This window comes from Streptomyces sp. NPDC045701 (assembly GCF_056432045.1).
In genome coordinates, this window is record NZ_JBWKJV010000006.1 from 11,377 (window position 1) to 32,569 (window position 21,193).

The 21,193-nt window shown below is 73.6% G+C and carries 18 protein-coding genes and 1 pseudogene; 11 read left to right on the forward strand and 8 right to left on the reverse strand.

Annotated elements, in window-relative coordinates:
- Window positions 1-159 precede the first annotated feature (159 nt).
- Window positions 160-3,045: an aminomethyl-transferring glycine dehydrogenase gene (gcvP, locus tag AC07DW_RS09395; RefSeq protein WP_478857035.1), complete on the forward strand. Its 2,886-nt coding sequence runs from the start codon at window positions 160-162 to the stop codon at window positions 3,043-3,045.
- 114 nt (window positions 3,046-3,159) lie between these two features.
- Here the strand turns inward: gcvP and AC07DW_RS09400 are convergent, their stop codons facing one another.
- Both AC07DW_RS09400 and AC07DW_RS09405 read right to left on the reverse strand, forming a co-directional pair.
- Window positions 3,160-3,366, reverse strand: a complete 207-nt coding sequence (locus tag AC07DW_RS09400; RefSeq protein WP_064068989.1) for a DUF5999 family protein — start codon at window positions 3,364-3,366, stop codon at window positions 3,160-3,162.
- Between the two features lie 250 nt (window positions 3,367-3,616).
- On the reverse strand, window positions 3,617-4,210 hold the full coding sequence (locus tag AC07DW_RS09405) for a hypothetical protein (protein WP_478857036.1): 594 nt from the start codon (window positions 4,208-4,210) through the stop codon (window positions 3,617-3,619).
- A gap of 522 nt (window positions 4,211-4,732) precedes the next feature.
- Here AC07DW_RS09405 and AC07DW_RS09410 point away from each other — a divergent pair.
- The gene (locus tag AC07DW_RS09410; RefSeq protein ID WP_478857037.1) at window positions 4,733-6,256 is read left to right on the forward strand and encodes a glutamate-cysteine ligase family protein; all 1,524 of its coding nucleotides are present in this window, start codon (window positions 4,733-4,735) and stop codon (window positions 6,254-6,256) included.
- Between the two features lie 139 nt (window positions 6,257-6,395).
- Window positions 6,396-7,175 (forward strand): CPBP family intramembrane glutamic endopeptidase, encoded by a 780-nt coding sequence (locus tag AC07DW_RS09415; RefSeq protein ID WP_478857038.1) that lies wholly within the window; start codon window positions 6,396-6,398, stop codon window positions 7,173-7,175.
- 88 nt (window positions 7,176-7,263) lie between these two features.
- Here AC07DW_RS09415 and AC07DW_RS09420 read toward each other — a convergent pair whose 3' ends face one another.
- Window positions 7,264-8,073 carry a PhzF family phenazine biosynthesis protein gene (locus AC07DW_RS09420; protein ID WP_478857039.1) on the reverse strand — a complete coding sequence of 270 codons (810 nt, stop codon included), beginning with the start codon at window positions 8,071-8,073 and terminating at the stop codon, window positions 7,264-7,266.
- A gap of 201 nt (window positions 8,074-8,274) precedes the next feature.
- On the opposite strand from AC07DW_RS09420, the gene AC07DW_RS09425 reads away from it, so the two are divergent.
- From AC07DW_RS09425 to AC07DW_RS09445, 5 genes are all read left to right on the forward strand, one after another.
- On the forward strand, window positions 8,275-9,231 hold the full coding sequence (locus tag AC07DW_RS09425; RefSeq protein WP_478857040.1) for a GlxA family transcriptional regulator: 957 nt from the start codon (window positions 8,275-8,277) through the stop codon (window positions 9,229-9,231).
- A gap of 97 nt (window positions 9,232-9,328) precedes the next feature.
- Entirely contained in the window at window positions 9,329-10,327 is a 999-nt protein-coding gene (gene gap, locus AC07DW_RS09430; protein WP_478857041.1) for a type I glyceraldehyde-3-phosphate dehydrogenase, read from the forward strand.
- A 275-nt stretch (window positions 10,328-10,602) separates the two neighbouring features.
- Complete coding sequence (locus AC07DW_RS09435) at window positions 10,603-11,199, forward strand: PadR family transcriptional regulator (RefSeq protein ID WP_478857042.1); 597 nt, start codon at window positions 10,603-10,605, stop codon at window positions 11,197-11,199.
- Between the two features lie 122 nt (window positions 11,200-11,321).
- Entirely contained in the window at window positions 11,322-12,305 is a 984-nt protein-coding gene (locus AC07DW_RS09440) for an EamA family transporter (RefSeq protein WP_478857043.1), read from the forward strand.
- A 176-nt stretch (window positions 12,306-12,481) separates the two neighbouring features.
- The gene (locus tag AC07DW_RS09445; RefSeq protein ID WP_478857044.1) at window positions 12,482-13,423 is read left to right on the forward strand and encodes a DMT family transporter; all 942 of its coding nucleotides are present in this window, start codon (window positions 12,482-12,484) and stop codon (window positions 13,421-13,423) included.
- Window positions 13,424-13,572: 149 nt separating this feature from the next.
- Here the strand turns inward: AC07DW_RS09445 and AC07DW_RS09450 are convergent, their stop codons facing one another.
- Window positions 13,573-14,250 (reverse strand): pyridoxamine 5'-phosphate oxidase family protein, encoded by a 678-nt coding sequence (locus AC07DW_RS09450; RefSeq protein ID WP_478857045.1) that lies wholly within the window; start codon window positions 14,248-14,250, stop codon window positions 13,573-13,575.
- A gap of 23 nt (window positions 14,251-14,273) precedes the next feature.
- On the opposite strand from AC07DW_RS09450, the gene AC07DW_RS09455 reads away from it, so the two are divergent.
- Window positions 14,274-15,608 (forward strand): aminotransferase class I/II-fold pyridoxal phosphate-dependent enzyme, encoded by a 1,335-nt coding sequence (locus AC07DW_RS09455; RefSeq protein WP_478857046.1) that lies wholly within the window; start codon window positions 14,274-14,276, stop codon window positions 15,606-15,608.
- On the opposite strand, the gene AC07DW_RS09460 is transcribed toward AC07DW_RS09455, so the two are convergent.
- Window positions 15,599-16,693, reverse strand: coding sequence for a DMT family transporter (locus tag AC07DW_RS09460; protein WP_478857047.1), 1,095 nt, complete (start codon window positions 16,691-16,693; stop codon window positions 15,599-15,601). The genes AC07DW_RS09455 and AC07DW_RS09460 overlap by 10 nt on opposite strands.
- 7 nt (window positions 16,694-16,700) lie before the next feature.
- On the opposite strand from AC07DW_RS09460, the gene AC07DW_RS09465 reads away from it, so the two are divergent.
- Window positions 16,701-17,606, forward strand: a complete 906-nt coding sequence (locus AC07DW_RS09465) for a LysR family transcriptional regulator (RefSeq protein WP_478857048.1) — start codon at window positions 16,701-16,703, stop codon at window positions 17,604-17,606.
- Between the two features lie 66 nt (window positions 17,607-17,672).
- On the opposite strand, the gene AC07DW_RS09470 is transcribed toward AC07DW_RS09465, so the two are convergent.
- On the reverse strand, window positions 17,673-18,137 hold the full coding sequence (locus AC07DW_RS09470; protein WP_478857049.1) for a Rieske (2Fe-2S) protein: 465 nt from the start codon (window positions 18,135-18,137) through the stop codon (window positions 17,673-17,675).
- A 74-nt stretch (window positions 18,138-18,211) separates the two neighbouring features.
- A complete protein-coding gene (locus tag AC07DW_RS09475; RefSeq protein ID WP_478857050.1) occupies window positions 18,212-20,344 on the reverse strand; it encodes a S9 family peptidase in 2,133 nt (710 codons plus the stop codon).
- 33 nt (window positions 20,345-20,377) lie between these two features.
- Between AC07DW_RS09475 and AC07DW_RS09480 the strand changes: the two are divergent.
- Window positions 20,378-20,467: pseudogene (locus AC07DW_RS09480) on the forward strand (HipA family kinase); the annotation flags it as partial.
- A 343-nt stretch (window positions 20,468-20,810) separates the two neighbouring features.
- Here the strand turns inward: AC07DW_RS09480 and AC07DW_RS09485 are convergent.
- Window positions 20,811-21,164 carry a hypothetical protein gene (locus AC07DW_RS09485; protein ID WP_478857051.1) on the reverse strand — a complete coding sequence of 118 codons (354 nt, stop codon included), beginning with the start codon at window positions 21,162-21,164 and terminating at the stop codon, window positions 20,811-20,813.
- Window positions 21,165-21,193 lie beyond the last annotated feature (29 nt).

A 21,193-nucleotide genomic window follows, 5' to 3' on the forward strand; every position in this document is an offset into this window, starting at 1 on the left:
GTCGGACGGCATCCGCTCTCACCGACGGTGAAAGCCGGTCCGGCCCGTTTTCGGGCAGGCCCGGTGAAGCTCTCAGGTTGAGATGACAGAGGGGGAGGCCGTCCGGGCACCCGCGCCGTGGTGCCCCTCGCAGGTCGTATCGACCAGGAGGCCTCCGCCATGACCGCCAACCGCACTCCGCTCTCCGTACTCGAACAGGGCATCCCGTTCGAGCAGCGGCACATCGGGCCCGACGAAGAGGCCCGCGCCAAGATGCTGGCGCAGGTGGGCTACGGTTCGCTCGACGAGCTCACGGCCGCCGCGGTGCCGGATGTGATCAAGAGCGCCGAGGCCCTGGGCCTCCCCGACGCGCGCACCGAGGCCGAGGTCCTGGCCGAGCTCCGCTCGCTCGCCGACCGCAACCAGGTGCTCGCCCCGATGATCGGCCTCGGCTACTACGGCACGTTCACGCCGCCGGTCATCCTGCGGAACGTGATGGAGAACCCCGCCTGGTACACCGCGTACACGCCGTACCAGCCGGAGATCTCGCAGGGCCGCCTGGAGGCGCTCCTCAACTTCCAGACGATGGTCGCCGACCTCACCGGTCTGCCCACCTCCGGCGCCTCGCTGCTCGACGAGGGCACCGCCGCGGCCGAGGCCATGTCGCTGGCCCGCCGCGTCGGCAAGGTCAAGAACGGTGTCTTCCTGGTCGACGCCGACGCCCTGCCGCAGACCATCGCCGTCATCGAGACCCGCGCCGAGCCCACCGGTGTCGAGGTCGTCGTCGCCGACCTCAGCGAGGGCATCCCGGCCGGGATCGCCGAGCGTGGCGTCTTCGGCGTACTGCTTCAGTACCCCGGCGCCTCGGGTGCCGTGCGGGACATCAAGGCCGTCATCGACCAGGCGCACGAGCTCGGCGCGATCGTCACCGTCTCCGCCGACCTGCTGGCGCTGACCCTGCTGACCTCGCCCGGTGAACTGGGCGCCGACATTGCGGTGGGCACCACCCAGCGCTTCGGCGTGCCGATGGGCTTCGGCGGCCCGCACGCCGGATACATGGCCGTCCGCGACACCTTCGCCCGCAGCCTGCCGGGCCGGCTCGTCGGCGTCTCCGTCGACGCCGACGGCAACCAGGCGTACCGGCTCGCGCTGCAGACCCGTGAGCAGCACATCCGCCGGGAGAAGGCGACCAGCAACATCTGCACCGCTCAGGTGCTGCTCGCCGTGATGGCCGGCATGTACGCGGTCTACCACGGCCCCGACGGCCTGAAGCAGATCGCCCGGCGCGTCCACCGCTACGCCGCCGTCCTCGCCGAGGGCCTGCGGGCCGGCGGCGTGGAGGTCGTCCACGACACGTTCTTCGACACCGTGACCGTCCGCGTGCCGGGCAAGGCCGCCGACGCCGTCGCCGCCGCCCGCGAGAACGGGGTGAACCTGCGCCTGGTCGACGCCGACCACATCTCCGCGGCCTGCGACGAGACCACCGGCCGCGCCCAGATCGCCGCCGTGTGGGACGCCTTCGGCGTGCACGGCGACATCGAGGCGCTCGACGCCGCCACCGCCGACGTCCTGCCCGAGGAGCGCCTGCGCTCCGACGCGTACCTCACGCACCCGGTCTTCCACGCGCACCGCTCCGAGACCGCGATGCTGCGCTACCTGCGCAAGCTCGCCGACCGCGACTACGCGCTGGACCGCGGCATGATCCCGCTGGGCTCCTGCACCATGAAGCTGAACGCGACCACCGAGATGGAGCCGGTGACCTGGCCGGAGTTCGGCCAGATGCACCCCTTCGCGCCGGTCGACCAGGCGCAGGGCTACCTGACCCTCATCCGTGAGCTGGAGGAGCGCCTCGCCGAGGTGACCGGCTACGACAAGGTCTCCATCCAGCCCAACGCCGGTTCGCAGGGCGAACTGGCCGGTCTGCTCGCGGTCCGCGCGTACCACCGCGCCAACGGCGACACGCAGCGCACCGTCTGCCTGATCCCGTCGTCCGCGCACGGCACCAACGCGGCCAGCGCCGTGATGGCCGGGATGAAGGTCGTGGTCGTCAAGACCGCCGACGACGGCGAGATCGACGTCGAGGACCTGCGCGCCAAGATCGAGCAGTACCGCGACGAGCTGTCCGTCCTGATGATCACGTACCCGTCCACGCACGGCGTGTTCGAGGAGCACGTCGCGGACATCTGCGCCCAGGTCCACGAGGCCGGCGGCCAGGTGTACGTGGACGGCGCCAACCTCAACGCCCTGGTGGGGCTGGCCAAGCCGGGCGAGTTCGGCGGCGACGTCTCGCACCTGAACCTGCACAAGACGTTCTGCATCCCGCACGGCGGCGGCGGCCCCGGCGTCGGGCCGGTCGGCGTGCGGGAGCACCTCGCCCCGTACCTGCCCAACCACCCGCTCCAGCCGAGCGCCGGCCCGGACACGGGCGTCGGCCCGATCTCGGCGGCTCCGTGGGGCTCGGCCGGCATCCTGCCGATCTCCTGGGCGTACGTCCGGCTCATGGGCGGCGAGGGCCTCAAGCGCGCGACGCAGGTCGCCGTCCTCGCGGCCAACTACATCGCCAAGCGCCTGGAGCCGCACTACCCGATGCTCTACACCGGCCCGGCCGGTCTGGTCGCCCACGAGTGCATCGTGGACCTGCGCCCGATCTCCAAGGCGACCGGCGTCAGCGTCGACGACATCGCCAAGCGGCTGATCGACTACGGTTTCCACGCCCCGACCATGTCCTTCCCGGTGGCCGGCACGCTGATGATCGAGCCGACCGAGAGCGAGGACCTGGCCGAGCTCGACCGGTTCTGCGACACGATGATCGCGATCCGCGCGGAGATCGAGAAGGTCGCCTCGGGCGAGTGGCCCGCGGACGACAACCCGCTGCGCAACGCCCCGCACACGGCGTCCGCGCTGGGCGGCGAGTGGTCGCACGCGTACAGCCGTGAGGAGGCGGTCTTCCCGGCCGGCGTCTCGGCGGCGGACAAGTACTGGCCTCCGGTGCGCCGCATCGACGGTGCGTTCGGCGACCGCAACCTGGTCTGCTCCTGCCCGCCGCTGGACGAGTACGACAACTGACGTCCGGCCGCGGCGGGGCCACGGCGAAGGGCCGGTACGGAGGTGGACTCCGTACCGGCCCTTCGCCGTGCGTGTGCGCGGTGCTCGGGTGCGGGTCGTTCCGGGCGCTGTGCCTCAGGCGGCCGTCGCGACCTTGGCGGCGCTCAGCGGCCGGTGCGGTGCGATGATCTGTCCGTCCGGCAGCAGTTCACCGGTGTCCTCGAAGAGCAGGACGCCGTTGCACAGCAGGCTCCAGCCCTGTTCCGGGTGGTGAGCCACCAGGCGGGCCGCCTCTCTGTCGGCGGAGTCGGCGGTAGGACAGGCTGGCTGGTGCTGGCACATGGGTCGGTTCTTTCGCTGCGGTGTGGTGTGTGTCGCGCGGCTCGATGCGGTGTTCATGGCCGCCCCCCGTTTGTCGGTCGGTCCGTTCCCAGTGTTGCCCCACCGGCGTCAATCCGCAGGGATTTCGCGGTAGCGCTTCCTCCTGCTTAATGACGTGTCACCCGCGCGGATGGTTCAGCTCAACCACCCTGCCCCTTCGGGTGGTTCGGGATAGCCCCGCCGGGCTAGTCCGAACGGACCGGGCCGGTCATCACGCCGTTGACTCCAGCAGCGGCGGCGGCACCAGCCGCAGCGTCAGGACCGGCAGCAGGTCGGCGACCCGGTACGGCATGTGCGGGGCGATGCCCGGAGGCGCGGGGGCCAGCGGGATCAGGAGGTCGGCGGGGGCCGGTGCGCCGGTGGCCGGATCGGCCTCCGTGTCCCCGTGCAGCCAGAGCGTCAGCATGTACAGGTCGGGGACGGACAGCAGGCGCGGCTGGAGTCGGGTCGCCATGGACTCCGCCTGGCGCAGCGCCCGCTCCGTCGAGGCGAGGTAGGGGCCCTCGAAGAAGTGGGAGAACGCCCACCCGTCCGGGGTGAGGACGGTGTCCGCGGCGGCCACCGGGCGGTCGCCGCCGCGGATCAGGAACCGCCAGCCGGCCAGTCGGGTGCGCGGCGCGCCGGCGGACGGGCCGATCGGGTCGCGGACGTCCAGTACGTGGACGGGCAGCGGGAGTTCGGGGCTCAGCGGTCCCTGGACGGACCGGAGGGCGGGGGTGTGGGCCTCGCGGACGGCGGGGGAACCGAGCGCCGCGAGGACACTGCGCAGGGCAGGCGCGGGGGCAGGGGAGACGTGCAGCGGCATGGTGGGTCGCCTCTCAGTCAAGAGACAGGGTGATGCGAGGAAGGTGCGGACGGCAGTGTCAGCTTCGGGGTCAGAGGGTGCCGGAGGGGGCCGACGGGCCGTTGCCGGACTCGACTCTCTGCCTCGTTCGCGGAGTTTATACGACGCGTGTTCACGCGATGTTTCCGCTAGCCGTCGGCGATATTACCGTCAAGGCCGAAACGCGTCTTTAATTTGCGGCGTTTCTGTGGATTTCCCGTGACGGCGGGGCCGCTGCCTGCGGTGTTGCCCGGGGTGCGGTAGGCCGAATGGCGCCGCCGTATCGACCGGCGGAGCGCGTCGTCCCGAGGGGCGGTGACGGGCGTCGGCCGCCGGTAACTGCGCGCTGCCACATGCCTCCGGAATGTGCCGGACAAACAATGTATCCAGCCTACCGCCCACGCCCTGTCCGCGAGGGCGTTACAGATCAGCTCGGCTGGGCATCATCGTCCGTGACGCGGGCGGAGGACGCCGCGCGCCGCCCACTCGAGGAGGGACGCTTCGATGGGGGAGAAGATCGCGACAGGCGGCTTCGACCTGTCCGATCGGCAGAGGTACCGCAGGAAACTCCAGGAGTGCCTGACGGGACTTGAGCGACTCCTTGCCGACAACAGGTTCGACCGGCCGCGCAATCTCGTGGGCCTGGAGATCGAGCTGAATCTGGCGGGCGCCGACGGTATGCCGCGCATGATGAATGCCGAGGTGCTGGAGCGCATCGCGAGCCGGGATTTCCAGACGGAACTCGGAATGTTCAACCTGGAAGTGAACATTGCCCCGCACCGGCTCGGTGGACGGGTCTTCGACCGGCTCGCCGAGGAGCTGCGAACGGGCTTGGCGTACGCGCACCGCAAGGCGCAGGAGGTCGATGCCGGCATTGTGATGATCGGTATTCTGCCGACACTGTCGCAGGACGATCTGGTGTCCGGGAACCTGTCGGACGTCGACCGATACCGGCTGCTGAACGACGAGATAGTGACCGCGCGCGGCGAGGACTTCACCCTCGACATCGAGGGGGTGGAGCGGCTGAGCTGCACCGCGAGCTCCATCGTCCCCGAGGCGGCCTGCACCTCCGTGCAGCTCCACCTCCAAGTGACGCCCGAGCGGTTCGCCGACGTCTGGAACGCCGCACAGGCGCTCGCCGCCGTACAGATCGCGGTGGGTGCCAACGCGCCCTTCCTCTTCGGCCGCGAGGTGTGGCGGGAGTCCCGCCCGCCGCTGTTCACCCAGGCCACGGACACCCGCCCGCCCGAGCTCCAGGCGCAGGGCGTGCGGCCGCGCACCTGGTTCGGGGAGCGGTGGATCTCCTCGGCGTACGAGCTCTTCGAGGAGAACGTCCGGTACTTCCCCGCCCTGCTGCCCATCTGCGACGACGAGGAGCCGCTGCGCGTCCTCGACGAGGGCGGGGTCCCGGGCCTCCAGGAACTCGCCCTGCACAACGGCACCGTCTACCGCTGGAACCGGCCGGTGTACGGCGTGGTGGACGGCGTCCCGCACCTGCGCGTCGAGAACCGGGTGCTCCCGGCCGGGCCCACCGTCGACGACGTCCTCGCCAACGCCGCCTTCTACTACGGCCTGGTCCGCGCGCTCGCCGAGGAGCCCCGGCCGGTGTGGAAGCGGCTGCCGTTCGAGGACGCCGCCGCGAACTTCGACGCGGCCTGCCGGTACGGCATCGACGCGGAGCTGCGCTGGCCGCGGCCCGGGAGGGGCGGGGTCACCACGGTGCCGGCGGTGAAGCTGGTCCGGGACGAACTGCTGCCGCTGGCCGCCGCGGGCCTCGACGCCTGGGGCGTGGAGCGCACCGACCGGGAGCGGTACCTCGGCATCATCGAGGAGCGGTGCAAGCGGCGGGTGAACGGGGCCTCCTGGCAGGTGGAGACCTTCCACCGGGCGCTGGAGGCGGGACTCGGGCGGGAGGCCGCGCTGGCCGCGACCACCCGTCAGTACTGCCAGCTGATGCGCCAGGGCAACCCGGTGCACACCTGGCCGGCCGGTTTTCCGGGGCGGCCGGAGGCGCGGCTGGGGAGCTGAGGCCGGCGCCCGGCCGGGTCCGGCGCGGGGGCCGGGGCGGGCGGTGCCGGGGCGAGTGCGGCCCCGGCCGGGTCGGTGGTGCGATCGTCGGGCAAGCTGTGACACCCATGGCGGTCGACCGAGGCAGGTGTGCGCGTACGTGGCTGGATCTCTTCCCGCGGAGGGCGTGGGGGTGCGGACCCTGCGGTCCGAGACGCTGATCGTCCTGGCGCTCTCCCTGGGGGCGAGCGGGGTATCGGCGCTGATCAGCTTCGTCGGTTCGCTGACGAAGCCGGGTGGGCTGAAGGACCAGGCGGCGACGCTCAACGGCTCGTACGCGCCCGGTCGCCCCTGGCTCGACCTGGCCTGGCAGCTCTTCGGGATCGCGACCGCGCTGGTGCCCGTCGTGCTGGTGGCGCACCTGCTGACGCGGGAGGGCGCGGGGCTGCGGGCGATCGGGTTCGACCGCTCCCGGCCCTGGCCGGACCTGGGGCGCGGGGCGCTGGTCGCGGCCGGCATCGGCAGCGCGGGGCTCGCCTTCTACCTGGCCGCGCGGGCCGGCGGGGCGAACCTGACGGTGGTGCCCGAGGCGCTGCCCGACGTGTGGTGGAAGTACCCGGTGCTGATCCTCTCGGCGGTGCAGAACTCCGTGCTGGAGGAGGTCATCGTCGTGGGTTACCTGCTGCGCAGGCTGGACCGGCTGGGATGGAGCCCTGTGGCGGCCCTGGCGGCGAGTTCCGTCCTGCGCGGTTCGTACCACCTGTACCAGGGCGTGGGCGGGTTCATCGGCAACATGGTGATGGGCGCGGTCTTCGTGCTGCTCTACCGGCGGTGGGGGCGGGTGGGGCCGCTGGTGGCGGCGCACGCGCTGCTCGACATCGTGGCGTTCGTCGGCTACGCCCTGCTGGCGGGCCGGGTGGGGTGGCTGCCCACGGCGTGAGGCGGTGAGGGCGGAGGGGCGCACCGAAGCCTCCGTACGCCCCTCCGCCGTACCGGCCGGCCCCACGGGCCGCACCGGCTCACCGGCCTCACACCAGCAGGTCGCCCTCGATCACCGTCACCGCGTTGCCGGTCAGCAGCGTCCGTTCGCCGCGCAGCGCCGTCCGCACCAGCCCGGTGCGGGCGCCGCCCTGCAGCCCGGTCAGCTCGTCGCGGCCGAGCCGGGCCGACCAGAACGGCGCGAGGGCGGTGTGCGCGCTGCCCGTCACCGGGTCCTCGTCGATCCCGAGGGCGGGGAAGAAGCAGCGCGAGACGAAGTCGTACCCCCGCTCCGGGTCCTCGGCGGCGGCGGTGGTGATGACGCCCCGGTCCGCCATCGACGCCAGGGCGGCGAAGTCCGGCGCGAGGGACCGTACGGACCGCTCGTCCGGCAACTCGACCAGCAGGTCGCCGATGTGCGCGGCGGTGCCGTGGACGCCGACGACCTCGGAACCGAGCGCTCCGGCGAGGCCGTCGGGGGCGGGGACGGACTTCAGGGGGGAGGTCGGGAAGTCCAGCGTCAGGGAGCCGTCCGCGGCCGCCGTGGCGGAGAGGATGCCGCACCGCGCCGCGAAGCGGACCGTGCCGGTCGCGCGCCCGGTGGTGTGCAGGACGTGCGCGGTGGCGAGCGTGGCGTGGCCGCACATGTCGACCTCGGTGACCGGTGTCAGCCAGCGCAGCGCCCAGTCGGCCTCACCGCCGGGCGGCAGGGGGTGGGCGAACGCGGTCTCGGAGAGGTTGACCTCCGCGGCGACCTTCTGGAGCCAGTGGTCGTCCGGGAAGGCGTCCAGCAGTACGACCCCCGCCGGGTTGCCGGAGAAGGGTCTGTCGGTGAAGGCGTCGACGATTCGGATGCGCATGCCCAGACCGTAGGGGCCGGGTTGCCTCCGGGGCCAAGGCCAATCCCGCCCGGCTGGACCCGACCTGCCGCACCCGGAGGGGGCCGGCGCCCGGCACGCCGTGATCGGGGCGGTTCGGTCGCCCCGGCGGCCCGGCCGGTGTCGTCGGCCCCGTTCAGGCGGTGGGCGTGCCGACGTCACGCCCCAGGTAGTTTCTTTCCCATGCCGGCCTCCCGCCCCCATCGCGTCGCCGTCCTTGTACTGGAGGGCGCGAAGCCGCTCGACGTCGGAATCCCCGCGCAGGTCTTCACGACCCGCGCGAGCATGCCGTACGAGGTGCGGGTGTGCGGGGCGACACCCGGTCTCGTGACCGGTGGCGACGGCCTGTCGTACTCCGTCGCCCACGGCCTCGGCGCGCTCGTGTGGGCCGATCTCGTCTTCATCCCCGGCTACCGGTTCCCGGACCGCGACGACCCGCCGCGGGCCGTCGTCGAGGCGCTGGTCGCCGCCCACGCCAGGGGCGCGCGGCTCGCCGCCATCTCGACGGGCGCCTTCGCGCTCGCCGCCACGGGCCTGCTCGACGGCAGGCGCGCCACGACGCACTGGCACTACACGCGGCAACTCATGGCCAGGCACCCGCTCGTCCAGGCCGACGAGAACGTGCTGTTCGTCGACGAGGGCAGCGTGCTCACCTCGGCCGGCGCCGCCTCCGGCATCGACCTGTGCCTGCACATCCTGCGCGGCGACCTCGGGGTGGCCGCCTCCAACCACGCGGCCCGCCGTCTGGTCGCGGCCCCCTACCGCAGCGGTGGCCAGGCCCAGTACGTGCCGCGCAGCGTCCCCGAGCCGCTAGGCGAGCGCTTCGGCGCCACCCGCGAGTGGGCGCTGCACCGGCTCGGCGAGCCCCTCACCCTGGACGTACTGGCGCGGCAGGCCGAGGTCTCACCGCGTACGTTCTCCCGGCGCTTCGTCGAGGAGACCGGCTACACGCCGATGCAGTGGGTGATGCGCGCCCGCGTGGACCTGGCCCGTGAACTGCTCGAACGGTCGCAGCGCAGCGTCGAACAGATCGCCGCCGACGTCGGCCTCGGCACCGGCGCGAACCTGCGCCTGCACTTCCAGCGCATCCTCGGCACCACACCGAGCGAGTACCGGCGCACCTTCACCCGGGACGAATAGCAGCGTGGCGAGATCCTTGTGAACCATGGCGATGCCGCCACTGTCAGCGGCGCGGGCCGCGTACGAGCCTGGGTGGCGAAGGGAAGGGACCTCACTCATGACTCGCATCGCCATCAACGGATTCGGCCGCATCGGACGCAATGTGCTGCGCGCACTGCTCGAACGCGACAGCGCCCTCGAAATCGTCGCCGTCAACGACCTGACCGAGCCCGCCACGCTCGCCCGGCTGCTCGCCTACGACAGCACGGCCGGCCGGCTCGGGCGCCCGGTGACCGTCGACGGGGACGCCCTCGTCGTCGACGGCCGCCGGATCACGGTGTCGGCCGAGCGTGAACCGGCGCAGCTGCCGTGGGCCGAACTCGGCGTCGACATCGTCCTGGAGGCCACCGGCCGCTTCACCTCGGCCAAGGCTGCCCGCGCCCACCTCGACGCGGGCGCGAAGAAGGTGCTCGTCAGCGCGCCGTCGGACGGCGCCGACGTCACGCTCGCGTTCGGGGTCAACACCGACGCCTACGACCCGGCCGCGCACACGATCGTCTCGAGCGCCTCCTGCACCACCAACGCGCTCGCGCCGCTGGCAGCGGTCCTCGACGGACTCGCCGGCATCGAGCACGGGTTCATGACGACGGTGCACGCCTACACGCAGGAGCAGAACCTGCAGGACGGTCCGCACCGCGACGCCCGTCGCGCCCGGGCCGCCGGCGTCAACATCGTGCCGACCACGACCGGCGCCGCCAAGGCGATCGGCCTGGTGCTGCCGGACCTCGACGGCAAGCTGTCGGGCGACTCGATCCGCGTTCCGGTGCCGGTGGGTTCGATCGTCGAGCTCAACACCGCCGTGGCCCGCGACGTGACGCGCGACGACGTGCTGGCGGCGTACCGCGCCGCGGCGGAGGGGCCGCTCGCCGGCATCCTCGAGTACGCGGACGACCCGCTCGTGTCGTCCGACATCACCGGCAATCCCGCCTCGTCGATCTTCGACTCGGCCCTCACCCGCGTCGACGGCCGCCACGTCAAGGTGGTCGCGTGGTACGACAACGAGTGGGGCTTCTCGAACCGCGTGATCGACACGCTCGAACTCCTCGCCTCCCGCTGACCGGAGGCCGGGGGGACCGCGCCTCCAGCGACCGTCCGCCCCGCACTTCCCTCGGGCGCCCCGGTCGGCCGGTCGGGCCGACCGGAGCGCCCGTGCGGGGAAGCGGTCCGCCCGCCCCCGGCCCGGGAGAGTGCGGGAGGGCCGAGGCCCGGCCAAGGTGCTCATCGATCGTCGCTCCTCGACACCCTTTCCCGTATCAACAACGATTGCTCGCCGAACAGTTCCGATATATCGTCGAAGTATCGCCGAGAGCGACGATGGAAGGAGCGTGCGGCATGCGTACGCGAGGGAACCGTGGACGCGGCCGGGGTGGCGACCACCCGGGGGACTTCGACGGGCGGCGAGGCGCCTTCGGTCCGTTCGGGCCGGGGTTCGGCGGCGGTCCGTTCGCCGGTGGCCCCTTCGGTGGCGGGCGGGGGCGAGGGGGCGGCCGGGCGCGCCGCGGTGACGTCCGCGCGTCGATCCTGGCTCTGCTGAGGGACCGGCCGATGCACGGCTACGAGATGATCCAGGAGATCGCCGAGCGCAGTGGCGGGGCCTGGCGGCCCAGCCCGGGTTCGGTCTACCCGACCCTCCAACTGCTGGAGGACGAGGGGCTGATCACCAGCAGGAGCGAGGGCGGCAAGAAGCTGTTCACACTCACCGACGCCGGGCGGACGGAGGCGGAGGCGGTCGCCGACGCCCCGTGGGAAGGCGCCGGGAGCGGAGTCGACCGGGAGGCCCTGCACGAGATCCGGCAGGCCGGCTTCGGTCTGCTGGAGGCGTTCGGCCAGGTCTGGAAGACCGGTGACGCCGATCAGCGGCAGAAGGCCCTGGCCGTCATGAACGACGCCCGCAAGAAGCTCTACCTGATCCTCGCCGACGAGCACTGAGCCGTCGGCGCCGGCGTCGACGCCGGCGCCGGATCCGGGACGCGCGGCCGCCCGTCCGGCGAGACGTCTCAACAGGTGTCACCGGCTTTACGCTCCTGACCGGCCGCTGCCATGATGTGCCGATGCACGCGTCTCAGGGGAGAAGCGCCGGCCTGGGACTCGCCCTGGCCTCGGCGTTCGCATTCGGAGGATCAGGTGTCGCGGCCAAGCCGCTGATCGAGGCAGGGCTCGACCCGCTGCACGTCGTGTGGCTGCGGGTCACCGGCGCCGCGCTGGTGATGCTGCCCGTCGCCTGGCGCCACCGTGCCCTGCTGGTCCGCGAGCCCGCGCTGCTCGCCGGCTTCGGGCTGCTCGCCGTCGCCGGTGTCCAGGCCTGCTACTTCGCGGCCCTCTCCCGCATCCCCGTCGGGGTCGCGCTCCTCGTCGAGTACCTCGCCCCCGCGCTGGTGCTCGGGTGGGTGCGCTTCGTGCAGCGCCGTCCCGTGACGCGTGCCGCCGGGGTCGGTGTGGTCCTCGCCGTCGGCGGCCTCGCCTGCGTCGTCGAGGTGTGGTCCGGGCTGAGCTTCGACCTCCTCGGGCTGGCGCTCGCACTGGGCGCCGCGTGCTGCCAGGTCGGCTACTTCGTCCTCTCCGACCACGGCGGCGACGAGGCCGACCCGGTCGACCCGCTCGGTGTCATCGCCTTCGGGCTGCTCGTCGGCGCGGTCGTCCTCACCCTCGTGGCGCGCCCGTGGGGCATGGACTGGCGGGTGCTCGGCGGCACCGCCGGCATGGGGGGTACCGAGGCTCCCGCGTGGCTGCTGCTCGGCTGGATCGTGCTGGTCGCCACCGTCGTCGCGTACGTCACCGGTGTCATCGCCGTGCGCAGGCTCTCCCCGCAGGTGGCCGGGGTGGTGGCCTGTCTGGAGGCGGTCGTCGCGACCGTACTGGCCTGGGTGCTGCTCGGGGAGTACCTCTCCGGCCCGCAGATCCTGGGCGGCTCGGTGGTGCTGGTGGGCGCCTTCATCGCCCAGTCGTCGACGCCCAAGGCGCCCTCGGGCCCGGTGGCCGGATCGGACGAGGTGCCGGCCGGGGGCGAGTTGTCGGCCGGGCGCGCCTCCACGTAAGGTCCCGGATCATGCACGCGACCGTACTTCCGCCGCCCGCCGCGTAACGCGGGCGGCACCACTCCTTCTGGCGCAGACCGGCTCGGGCAGTCCCCGAGTGGCTCGTCGCTGCCCGCGTGCGCAGTCGAACGGCCCCTCAACCGTCTGTTGTCGTACGGAGAAGTCACGTGTCGGACATGTCCGCTGTGCCCATCGGGCGCAGCCTCTTCTATCTGATCGTCGCCGGGGTCGCCTGGGGCACCGCCGGGGCGGCCGCCTCGCTGGTGTTCCTGGTGAGCGACCTCGGTCCACTGGCCCTGTCGTTCTGGCGCTGCGTCGGCGGCCTGGTGCTGCTGCTCGGCGCGCTGGCGGTACGCCGTCGCCGCGCGGCGCGGCCGGCCGAGTCCCGCCGGCGGTGGGCGCTGCGCGTCCTCGGTACGGGGATCGGGCTCACGATCTTCCAGAGCGCCTACTTCGCCGCCGTGGAGGCGACCGGCCTCGCGGTCGGCACGGTCGTCACGCTGGGCGCCGGGCCGGTGCTCATCGCGCTCGGCGCCCGGCTGACCATGGGGGAGCGGCTCGGGCGGGGCGGGGTGATCGCGGTCGCGGGCGCGCTGGCCGGGCTCCTCGTGCTGGTGCTCGGCGGCGGTGGTGTCGCGGTGCGGCCCGCCGGGGTGGCCCTGGCGGTGCTGTCGGCCGCCGGGTACGCCGGGATCACCCTGCTGACGCGGTGGCTCGGACGGGACGGCGGCGGCGGTGACCCGCTGACCACGAGCACCTGGGCCTTCGCGGTCGGCGCGGTCGGGCTGCTGCCGATGGCGGCCTCCGAGGGGCTGGTCCCGCACACCGCCGAACTGGCCAAGGTGGTGGTGCTGCTGGTGTACGTGGCGGCCGTGCCGACCGCGCTCGCGTACGCGCTGTACTTCGCGGGCGCGGCGGTGGTGCGCGCCGCGACCGTCTCGGTGATCATGCTCCTGGAGCCGGTGAGCGCGGCCGTCATCGCGGTGACGGTCCTCGACGAGCGGCTGACCGGGGCGACGGTGTGCGGAACGGTTCTCCTGCTCGCCGCCGTCGTCGGGCTGGCGGCGGCGGAGGCGCGGGGCGCCGTGGGCAGGCGACGGGCGGAGGCGCCGGCCTGAGCCGGACGCTCGGGTCGGGACGCCGCCGGGGGCCTTCCCGGCCGGTGCGGGAGCCTTCCGGGGCGCGCCCGGCCCGGCGCCCGGGGGCGTCCCCGGGGCGTGCCCCCGGGGGCCGCGCGGCCACTTTGGCGCCGCGCCCGTCGGGTGCCTCAGAGCGCGGCGAGGTAGCCGGGGACGGGGATCGACGGCTCCATGTCCGGGGCCGGGACGGGAGCCCCGTACGTCGTCCGGACCGGTACGACGCCCGTCCAGTGGGGGAGCCCGAGGTCCTCGGGCTCGTCGTTCGGGCCGCCCGTCCGGAGCTTCGCGGACACCTCGGCCAGGTCCAGCCGCAGGACGGCGGTCGCGGCGAGCTCCTTGGCGTTGGCCGGGCGCGAGTCGGCGGAACGGCCGGGGACGACGTGGTCGACGAGGGCGTCGAGCGCCGTGCGCTTCTCGTCCGGGTCGGTCACCTGGTGGGCCGTGCCGTGGACGACGACCGAGCGGTAGTTGAGGGAGTGGTGGAAGGCCGAGCGGGCCAGCACCAGGCCGTCGACCTGGGTGACGGTCAGGCAGACGGGCAGGCCCGGGTCGGCCTGGCCCGCCATGCGCAGCGGGCGCGATCCGGTGGACCCGTGGACGTAGAGGCGCTCGCCCACGCGGCCGTACAGCGTCGGCAGGACGACCGGCGCCCCGTCGCGCACGAAACCGAGGTGGCAGACGTACGCCTCGTCGAGTATCGCGTGCACCAGTTCCCGGTCGTAGGCGGCGCGTTCCCGGGAACGGGTCGGCACGGTGCGGTCGGTGGGCTGGTAGGCGGTCTCGGTGCCCGGCATTGCGCTCTCCATTGCACTAGTGCATAATTTGGTTTGTGCTAGGAGAGTATCGGATCGTGGGGCGTCGCGCATCGGAGATCGCCGCGAGCGTGGAGCGGGGCGTGGGTTCCGGCGAGCTCGCGCCCGGACAAACGCTGCCGCCCATGCGGGAGTTGGCGGTACTGCTGGGGGTCAACCCCAACACCGTCGCGGCCGCCTACCGCACCCTGCGCGAGCGCGGGGTGATCGAGACCGCCGGGCGCAGGGGGAGTCGCGTGCGGTCGCGCCCCGCCACCACCGCGCGCGGGTCCCTCCGGATCGACGCGCCGGCGGGCGTGCGGGACGTGGGGCAGGGCAACCCCGACCCGGCCCTGCTGCCGCCGCTCGGCGAGGCGCTGGCGGCCGCCGCGCGGCGTGCGGCCGAGGAGCCCGGGCTCTACGGGCAGCCGCCGGTGGACGAGGACTTCGCGCGGCTCGCGCGGGCCGCGCTGGACGCCGACGGGGTACCGGTCGGGCCGGTCGCCGTCGCGTCCGGCTCGCTGGACGCCATCGAGCGCGTACTCGCCGCCCACCTGCGGCCGGGTGACGCCGTGGCGCTGGAGGACCCCGGCTGGGGCGCCCTTCTCGACCTCGTGCCGGCGCTCGGGCTGAAGCCCGTGCCGGTCGCCCTCGACGACGACGGCCCGCTGCCGGACGCGGTGCGGCGGGCGGTGGGCGACGCCGGGGCGCGGGCCCTGATCGTCACCGACCGGGCGCAGAACCCGACCGGTGCGGCGGTGGGCGCGGCGCGGGCGGCGGAGCTGCGGCGGGTGCTGGCCGCGCACCCGGAAGTGCTGCTGATCGAGGACGACCACGGGCACGGGTTCGTGGACGTGCCGCTGCACCCGCTCGCGGGGGTGACGGACCACTGGGTGCTGGTGCGCTCGGTGGCCAAGGCGTACGGCCCCGACCTGCGCGTCGCCGCGCTGACCGGCGACGCGGTCACCGTCGACCGGGTGCTGGGCCGGCAGAACCTCGGGCCCGGCTGGGTGAGCCGCCTGCTGCAACGGGCCGTCGTGCACCTGTGGGAGACCGGCGCGGTGGACACGCGGGCGGTGGCGGCGGCGTACGCGGAGCGGCGCGACACGCTGGTGGCCGCCCTGGCGCGGCGGGGCGTCGAGGCGCACGGACGCAGCGGCATGAACGTGTGGGTGCCGCTGGCCGACGAGACCGGCGCGGTCGCCCGCCTGCTGCACGCCGGGTGGGCGGTGGCGCCGGGGGCCCGGTTCCGGATGGCCGCCGGACCGGGCGTACGGATCACCGTCTCGGGACTGCCGCCCGCCGACCTGGAGCCGCTCGCGGACGCGGTGGCGGCGGCGGTCGGCCCGGTGGAGGCGCGCAGCTACGGCTGACCGGCCGGGCCGGCCTTGGGGCGGCTCTGCGTGAGGGCCGCCCCGGCCAGCACGATCAGCGCCCCGACCGGGGTGTTCCAGGTCAGTGCCTCGTCCAGGAGCGTGACGCCGGCGGCGGTGGCGATGACCGGGATGAAATAGGTGACCATCTGGCCGGTCGTGGGGCCGACCTCGGCGACGATCCCGTACTGGATCAGGACCGCCAGGCCGGTGCCCAGCGCCCCGAGCGCGATCACCGCGAGCAGCGGCACCACCGGGAAGGCGGCCGGCCAGGTGGTGAACAGCGGAGTGACGAGCGCCAGTTGCAGCGTGGCGAGGAACAGCTGCGCCCCGGTGAGCGACAGGTGCGACTCGCTGCGGCCCGCGAGCGTACGGCGGACGTATATCCAGCCGATGGGGTAGCTGAGCGAGGCCAGCAGGGCCATCGCGGTGCCCGTGGCGTCCAGTCCGGAGAACCCCTGCCACGCCCCGAGCACGGTCAGGACGCCGATGAAGCCGACGCCGAGCCCGGCCACCCGGCGGCGCGTCGGGCGGTCCTCCGACAGGGCGACCAGCGACAGGGCCATGCCCCACAGCGGGGAGGTGGCGTTGCAGATGCCGGCCAGCGTCGAGGGGATGGTGAGCTCGGCGTACGCGAAGAGGGAGAACGGCAGGGCGTTGAGGAAGAACGCCGCCACGGCGAGGTGGCCCCAGGTGCGGGCGCCGCGCGGCGGCCCGGCGCGCTTCACCGCCATGGCGACGGCGAGCACCGCCGTACCGAACAGCAGACGGCCGAAGGTGACCTGGAAGGGGGCGTAGGCCGTGGTGCCCACCTTGATGAGCAGGAAGCTGAAGCCCCAGACCAGGGAGAGCAGGGCGAAGCGGACGCGCCAGTCGACCGCGCGGCGGCGCGCGGGCGGTGGGGCGGCACCGGGCGGTGCGGTGACACCGGCGGGCTCGGTGGCACCGGACGGAGGGGTCCCGCCGGTCGGCGGGGCGGTGGCGGCGAGGGGTCGGAGGGCGCGGTGGCGGTGCTCATGACGACCACCTTGGCCCCCCGTACGTCGTAGAACAAGCGAGATTTCGTGGCCGCCTTCGCTTAGCATTGCTTACATGTTGAACCTGGAGCGCCTGCGGACCCTCGACGCCCTCGCTCGCCACGGCTCGGTCAGCGGCGCGGCCGACGGGCTGCACGTGACGACATCGGCGGTCTCGCAGCAACTCGCCAAGCTGGAGAGGGAGGTCGGCCAGCAGCTCATCGCCAAGAACGGACGCGGTGTGCGGCTGACCGACGCCGGCCTGCTGCTCGCGGATCACGCGGCGCGGATCCTGTCCCAGGTGGAGCTGGCACAGGCGGACATCGAGGCCCAGCGCGGCCAGGTGGTGGGCGAGGTGCGGCTGGCCGGGTTCCCGACGGCGGCGCGCGGACTGTTCCCGGCGGCCATCACCGCACTGCGCAGGGACCACCCCGACCTGGTCGTACGCACCAGCGAGCTGGAGCCCGAGTACGGGGTGCGCCAGGTGCTGCGGGGCGACATGGACCTGGCGGTCGTGCTCGACTGGAGCAACAAGCGTCTCCCCGTGCCCGCCGGTCTGGCCAGGGCGGAGCTGCTGGACGACACCGCCGACGTGGCCCTCCCGGCCGACCACCCGCTCGCCCGGCGGGCGGAGCTGGACCTGGAGGAGCTCGCCGACGAGGACTGGGTGTCGTGGCCGGAGGGCGAGTTCTGCTACGAGTGGCTGATGTTCACGCTGCGCTCGAAGGGCGTCGAACCGCGCATCGCGCACCTGGCCGGTGAGCACCACACCCAGCTGGCCCTCATCAGGGCGGGCCTCGGGGTGTGCGTCACCCCCCGGCTGGGGCGTGGAGCCGTACCGGAGGGCGTCGCCCTGGTGCCCGTCCGCCACCAGATGCGGCGGCACATCTACGCGGTGTGGCGCACGGACGCGGATCGCCGGCCCTCGATCAGGGCGGCGGTGGAGGCGCTGCGCGAGGTGGGTCTGGCGGTCGGCAGCTGACGCGTTCCGGCGGGGGCAGGACAGGACGTCTGACCGCGCGGCACCCTCGCCGGCGCCGGTACGGGGTCACGCCAGCTTGATCGCATCGCCCTCGACGGTGATCGACGCGGGCGCGAGCGGGCTGGTGGCCGGGCCCGCCTTGACACTGCCGTCCGTCGCGTCGAACTTGCTGCCGTGGCAGGGGCAGTTGATGATCCCGTCGGCGACGTCCTTGACCGCGCAGCCCGCGTGGGTGCACTTCGAGGAGAACGCCTTGAAGGCGCCCGCCGTGGGCTGGGTGACCACGATGCCGCCGACGACCTTGCCGCCGCCCTCGGGGATGTCCGTCGTCCTCGCCAGCACCCTGCCGCCGGCCCCGGGTCCGGACGCGGCCCCGGGTCCGCCTCCGCCCGCCGGCGCGTCCCCGACGGACGCGGCCGGGGAATCCGATTCCCCGCAGGCGGTGAGCACGGCCGCCAGCCCGGCCCCGCCGGCCGCGGCGACGACGGTTCGGCGCGCCACCGCCCTGCCGGTCCTCTGCGATCCGGTCATCCGGCACCCCTTCCCTGATGGTCGACCCGACGTCGACGCGTCGTGGGGGAGTACGGGAGGGCCTTCGGCGCTGTTCACCCGGCCAAGGACCTTTTCAGGAACTCCACCTCCGCCGTCAGCCGGCCGCTCGCCACATCCTCGCGGGTGACCTGGTGTGTCGCACCGGGGAGGGGGAGGACGGTGTGCGGCCGTCCGGCGGCCAGCAGCGCTGCGGAGAAGCGCAGAGTGTGGGCGACCACCACGTTGTCGTCGGCGAACCCGTGCATCAGCAGCAGCGGCCGCCTCAGCAGGTGTGCGTGCGCCACATGGGAGGAGCGCGCGTAGTTCTCGGGCCGGACGTCCGGGTGGCCGAGGAAGCGCTCCTCCCAGTGGGTGTCGTACAGCAGGCGGTCGGTCGGAGCGGCGCCCGCCACGGCCGCGTGGAACACGTCGGGGTGGTGGAGCACCGCGCCGATGGCGAGGTAGCCGCCGTACGACCAGCCACGGATGCCCACCCGCCCCAGGTCCAGGTCCGGGTACCGCTCGGCCGCCGCGTGCAGCGCGTCCACCTGGTCCTCCAGGGGCGCGGTCAGCCGGTCCCCGTGGATCGCCGTCTCCCACGCCCGGCCGCGCCCCGGTGTGCCGCGCCCGTCGGTGACCAGTACCGCGAAGCCCTGCTCGGCGAACCACTGGGCCACCGCGCCGTGCCAGCCGCTCGCCCGCACGGCCAGCTGGACGCCGTACCCCGCGTACGGGCTGAGCAGCACGGGCAGCCGGCCCGAGCCGGGCACGTGCCAGGACGGCAGGTGGAGGTGGCCGCGCAGTTCCCGTGCGCCCAGCGACAGGTGGACGGGCCGGGGCGTCACCAGGGGGGCCGCGGTGAGCACGGCGATGTACCCGGTGGGCTTCCCGCCGCGCAGCACGGTCACCGTCCGCCCCTCAGGCGTCCGGCTGTCGAGGACCACGGTGTCGCCGCCGACCGCCGCCGTGTGGACGCCCGGTTCCCGGCTGACGCGGTCGAACCCGTTCCCCGGGTCATACGTCCATACATGGGTCTCGGCGGGGTCCTCGCTCGCGGTGAAGAACACCCGCTCGCCGGCCGCGCCCAGGACGGCCCGGACCTGGAGCCCCGGCGGACTCGGCACGTCGCCGACGCGCAGACCGTGTACGTCGTCGCGTACGACGGTGACGACCGGCGTCCCGGTGGCGGTACGCAGCGGAACGCCCGGCGTGAGCTCCACCCAGGCGGGGTCGGTGCGCAGCGCCAAGGGGCTGGTGCCGCCGTCGGCGGGGTCGACGGCCAGCCACCGGACCGACCGCTGGTCGCGTGTCTGGACCTCGGCGTACGGCCCGGTGCCGTCCCACCCGGCGGCCGTGACGTACTCGAACCGGGGGTCCGTCCAGGGGCCCGAGGGATGAGCCGCCGCGTCCGCCCGCTCCGGCACCCGGACGGGTATCCGCCGTCCGTCGAGGCGGAGGACGTGCAGTGACACCTCGGCGTTGGCCGTGCCGGCGGCCGGGTAGCGGACGGCGCGCGGCGGCCTCGCCGGATCGGCCGGATCCGCGAGGTACCACCTGCCCACGCGCGCGTGGTCCGTCCGCACCACCAGGAGGGCGTCCCCGTCCGGCGACCACCAGTGGCCGCGCAGCCGCCCGACGGACTCGGCCGACACATGGTCCGACAGCCCGTACGTCACCTCCGGCCCCTCCGGCTCGGCCAGCGGCCGGTCCTCCGAACCGTCGGCGGTGCGGGCGACCCGCAGGGCCCCGCCCGTCACGTACGCGACCAGCGAACCGTCCGGCGACGGCCGCGGGTCCACGGCCGGCCCCGCCGTCGGGACCCGCCACGGAGCGCCGCCGCCGGTGCGTACCGCCCACACCGCGCCGCCCAGCGCGAACACCGCCACGCGCGCGTGCCGATCGACGGCGTAACCGGTCACGCCGGTCGACGTCACCCGGGCGCGTTCCCGGCGCACCCGCTCCGCCTCCGGCACGCCGTCCTCCCCGTCCCCGCCCAGGGCGGTCGGGTCGGCGAGCAACCGCTCCTCGCCGTCCTCGTACAGCCACAGCCGCCCGACCGTGTCGGTTCCCGAACCGGTGCGCACGAACAGCACGCGCCGGCCGTCCGGGGAGACGGCGAAGGCGCCGGGGGAGCCGAGCGAGAAGCGGCGGGTGCGGGCGAACTGGAGGGGGAAAGAGGGCACTTGGACGGTCGTCGCGGCGGTCATGGGGACGATCATGACAGCCACGTCGGGTGGGGGATGCTTTCCGATGTCACCGCGACCCGCTACGTCCCGCCTTCGCGTGAGGGCGGTTCCCTCCCGGGCGTCGTCGAGGCCGGCGCGTCAGGGGGGCAGCGTCGGCGGTCCTCACCCTCCTCCACGCCGTCGGCCCCGATCTTCTCCTCGCGGACCTTCCCGTGACGGTCTGCTCGGTGTGCTCCTCCGGCGTGAGGCGTACGCGATCGACCGGTACCCCTCGGTCTGCACGCCGGGCGCCCCGCCGTGCAGACGGAGGCCGCACCGGTGGAGCGAGTGTGTCCGGACCCCGAGGAACGCTTCGAGGAAGAGATGGTTCACGGCCTGGTTCCGCAAGGAGCACATCGAAGCCGACACCCCGGACCGCGACACCGACCGCTGACAACCCGTTCCTTCCACGGGACGGGGATCCGAGAAGCTGTGAAAGGTACACCGCTCACGGGTGCTGGTCGGTGTGCCCGCACACCCAGGCGAGCGCGTCGCGCACCCCGTGCACGTAGTCGCGAGGGACAGTGCGCTGGGTGGAGTCCTCCATTTGCGCGGTCGCGGCATCGACTTCCGCAGTCAAGTCCTCCAGACTGGGTGCCTCTTCCACGGGGTGCGCGGTGATCGGGGCAGGACCGCCGCGTCCCAGCGCCCACAGGTACCCGGCCAGCGCGCCACGCGAGAGCTGTGTCTGTTGGTCCGGTCCGGCCGCCTCAGCCTCCAGCCGACGAAAAGCCCCTTCGACTTCGCCTAGGTGGCGCACGCCGATTCTCGCTTCCGCGGTACTCATCGAATGCGTCGTCATAGGGGGATATCTAGCCGCCCACCCCTCCA

What these genes read in the sequence shown, in the direction of transcription:
- AC07DW_RS09450 (WP_478857045.1), bottom strand. Translation starts at nt 14,250, where the DNA reads ATGGAGAGCGCAATGCCGGGCACCGAGACCGCCTACCAGCCCACCGAC.
- AC07DW_RS09420 (WP_478857039.1), bottom strand. Translation starts at nt 8,073, where the DNA reads ATGCGCATCCGAATCGTCGACGCCTTCACCGACAGACCCTTCTCCGGC.
- AC07DW_RS09475 (WP_478857050.1), bottom strand. Translation starts at nt 20,344, where the DNA reads ATGACCGCCGCGACGACCGTCCAAGTGCCCTCTTTCCCCCTCCAGTTC.
- AC07DW_RS09465 (WP_478857048.1), top strand. Translation starts at nt 16,701, where the DNA reads ATGTTGAACCTGGAGCGCCTGCGGACCCTCGACGCCCTCGCTCGCCAC.
- gcvP (WP_478857035.1), top strand. Translation starts at nt 160, where the DNA reads ATGACCGCCAACCGCACTCCGCTCTCCGTACTCGAACAGGGCATCCCG.
- AC07DW_RS09400 (WP_064068989.1), bottom strand. Translation starts at nt 3,366, where the DNA reads ATGTGCCAGCACCAGCCAGCCTGTCCTACCGCCGACTCCGCCGACAGA.
- AC07DW_RS09485 (WP_478857051.1), bottom strand. Translation starts at nt 21,164, where the DNA reads ATGACGACGCATTCGATGAGTACCGCGGAAGCGAGAATCGGCGTGCGC.
- AC07DW_RS09425 (WP_478857040.1), top strand. Translation starts at nt 8,275, where the DNA reads ATGCCGGCCTCCCGCCCCCATCGCGTCGCCGTCCTTGTACTGGAGGGC.
- AC07DW_RS09405 (WP_478857036.1), bottom strand. Translation starts at nt 4,210, where the DNA reads ATGCCGCTGCACGTCTCCCCTGCCCCCGCGCCTGCCCTGCGCAGTGTC.
- AC07DW_RS09435 (WP_478857042.1), top strand. Translation starts at nt 10,603, where the DNA reads ATGCGTACGCGAGGGAACCGTGGACGCGGCCGGGGTGGCGACCACCCG.
- AC07DW_RS09410 (WP_478857037.1), top strand. Translation starts at nt 4,733, where the DNA reads ATGGGGGAGAAGATCGCGACAGGCGGCTTCGACCTGTCCGATCGGCAG.
- AC07DW_RS09460 (WP_478857047.1), bottom strand. Translation starts at nt 16,693, where the DNA reads ATGCTAAGCGAAGGCGGCCACGAAATCTCGCTTGTTCTACGACGTACG.
- gap (WP_478857041.1), top strand. Translation starts at nt 9,329, where the DNA reads ATGACTCGCATCGCCATCAACGGATTCGGCCGCATCGGACGCAATGTG.
- AC07DW_RS09470 (WP_478857049.1), bottom strand. Translation starts at nt 18,137, where the DNA reads ATGACCGGATCGCAGAGGACCGGCAGGGCGGTGGCGCGCCGAACCGTC.
- AC07DW_RS09445 (WP_478857044.1), top strand. Translation starts at nt 12,482, where the DNA reads ATGTCCGCTGTGCCCATCGGGCGCAGCCTCTTCTATCTGATCGTCGCC.
- AC07DW_RS09440 (WP_478857043.1), top strand. Translation starts at nt 11,322, where the DNA reads ATGCACGCGTCTCAGGGGAGAAGCGCCGGCCTGGGACTCGCCCTGGCC.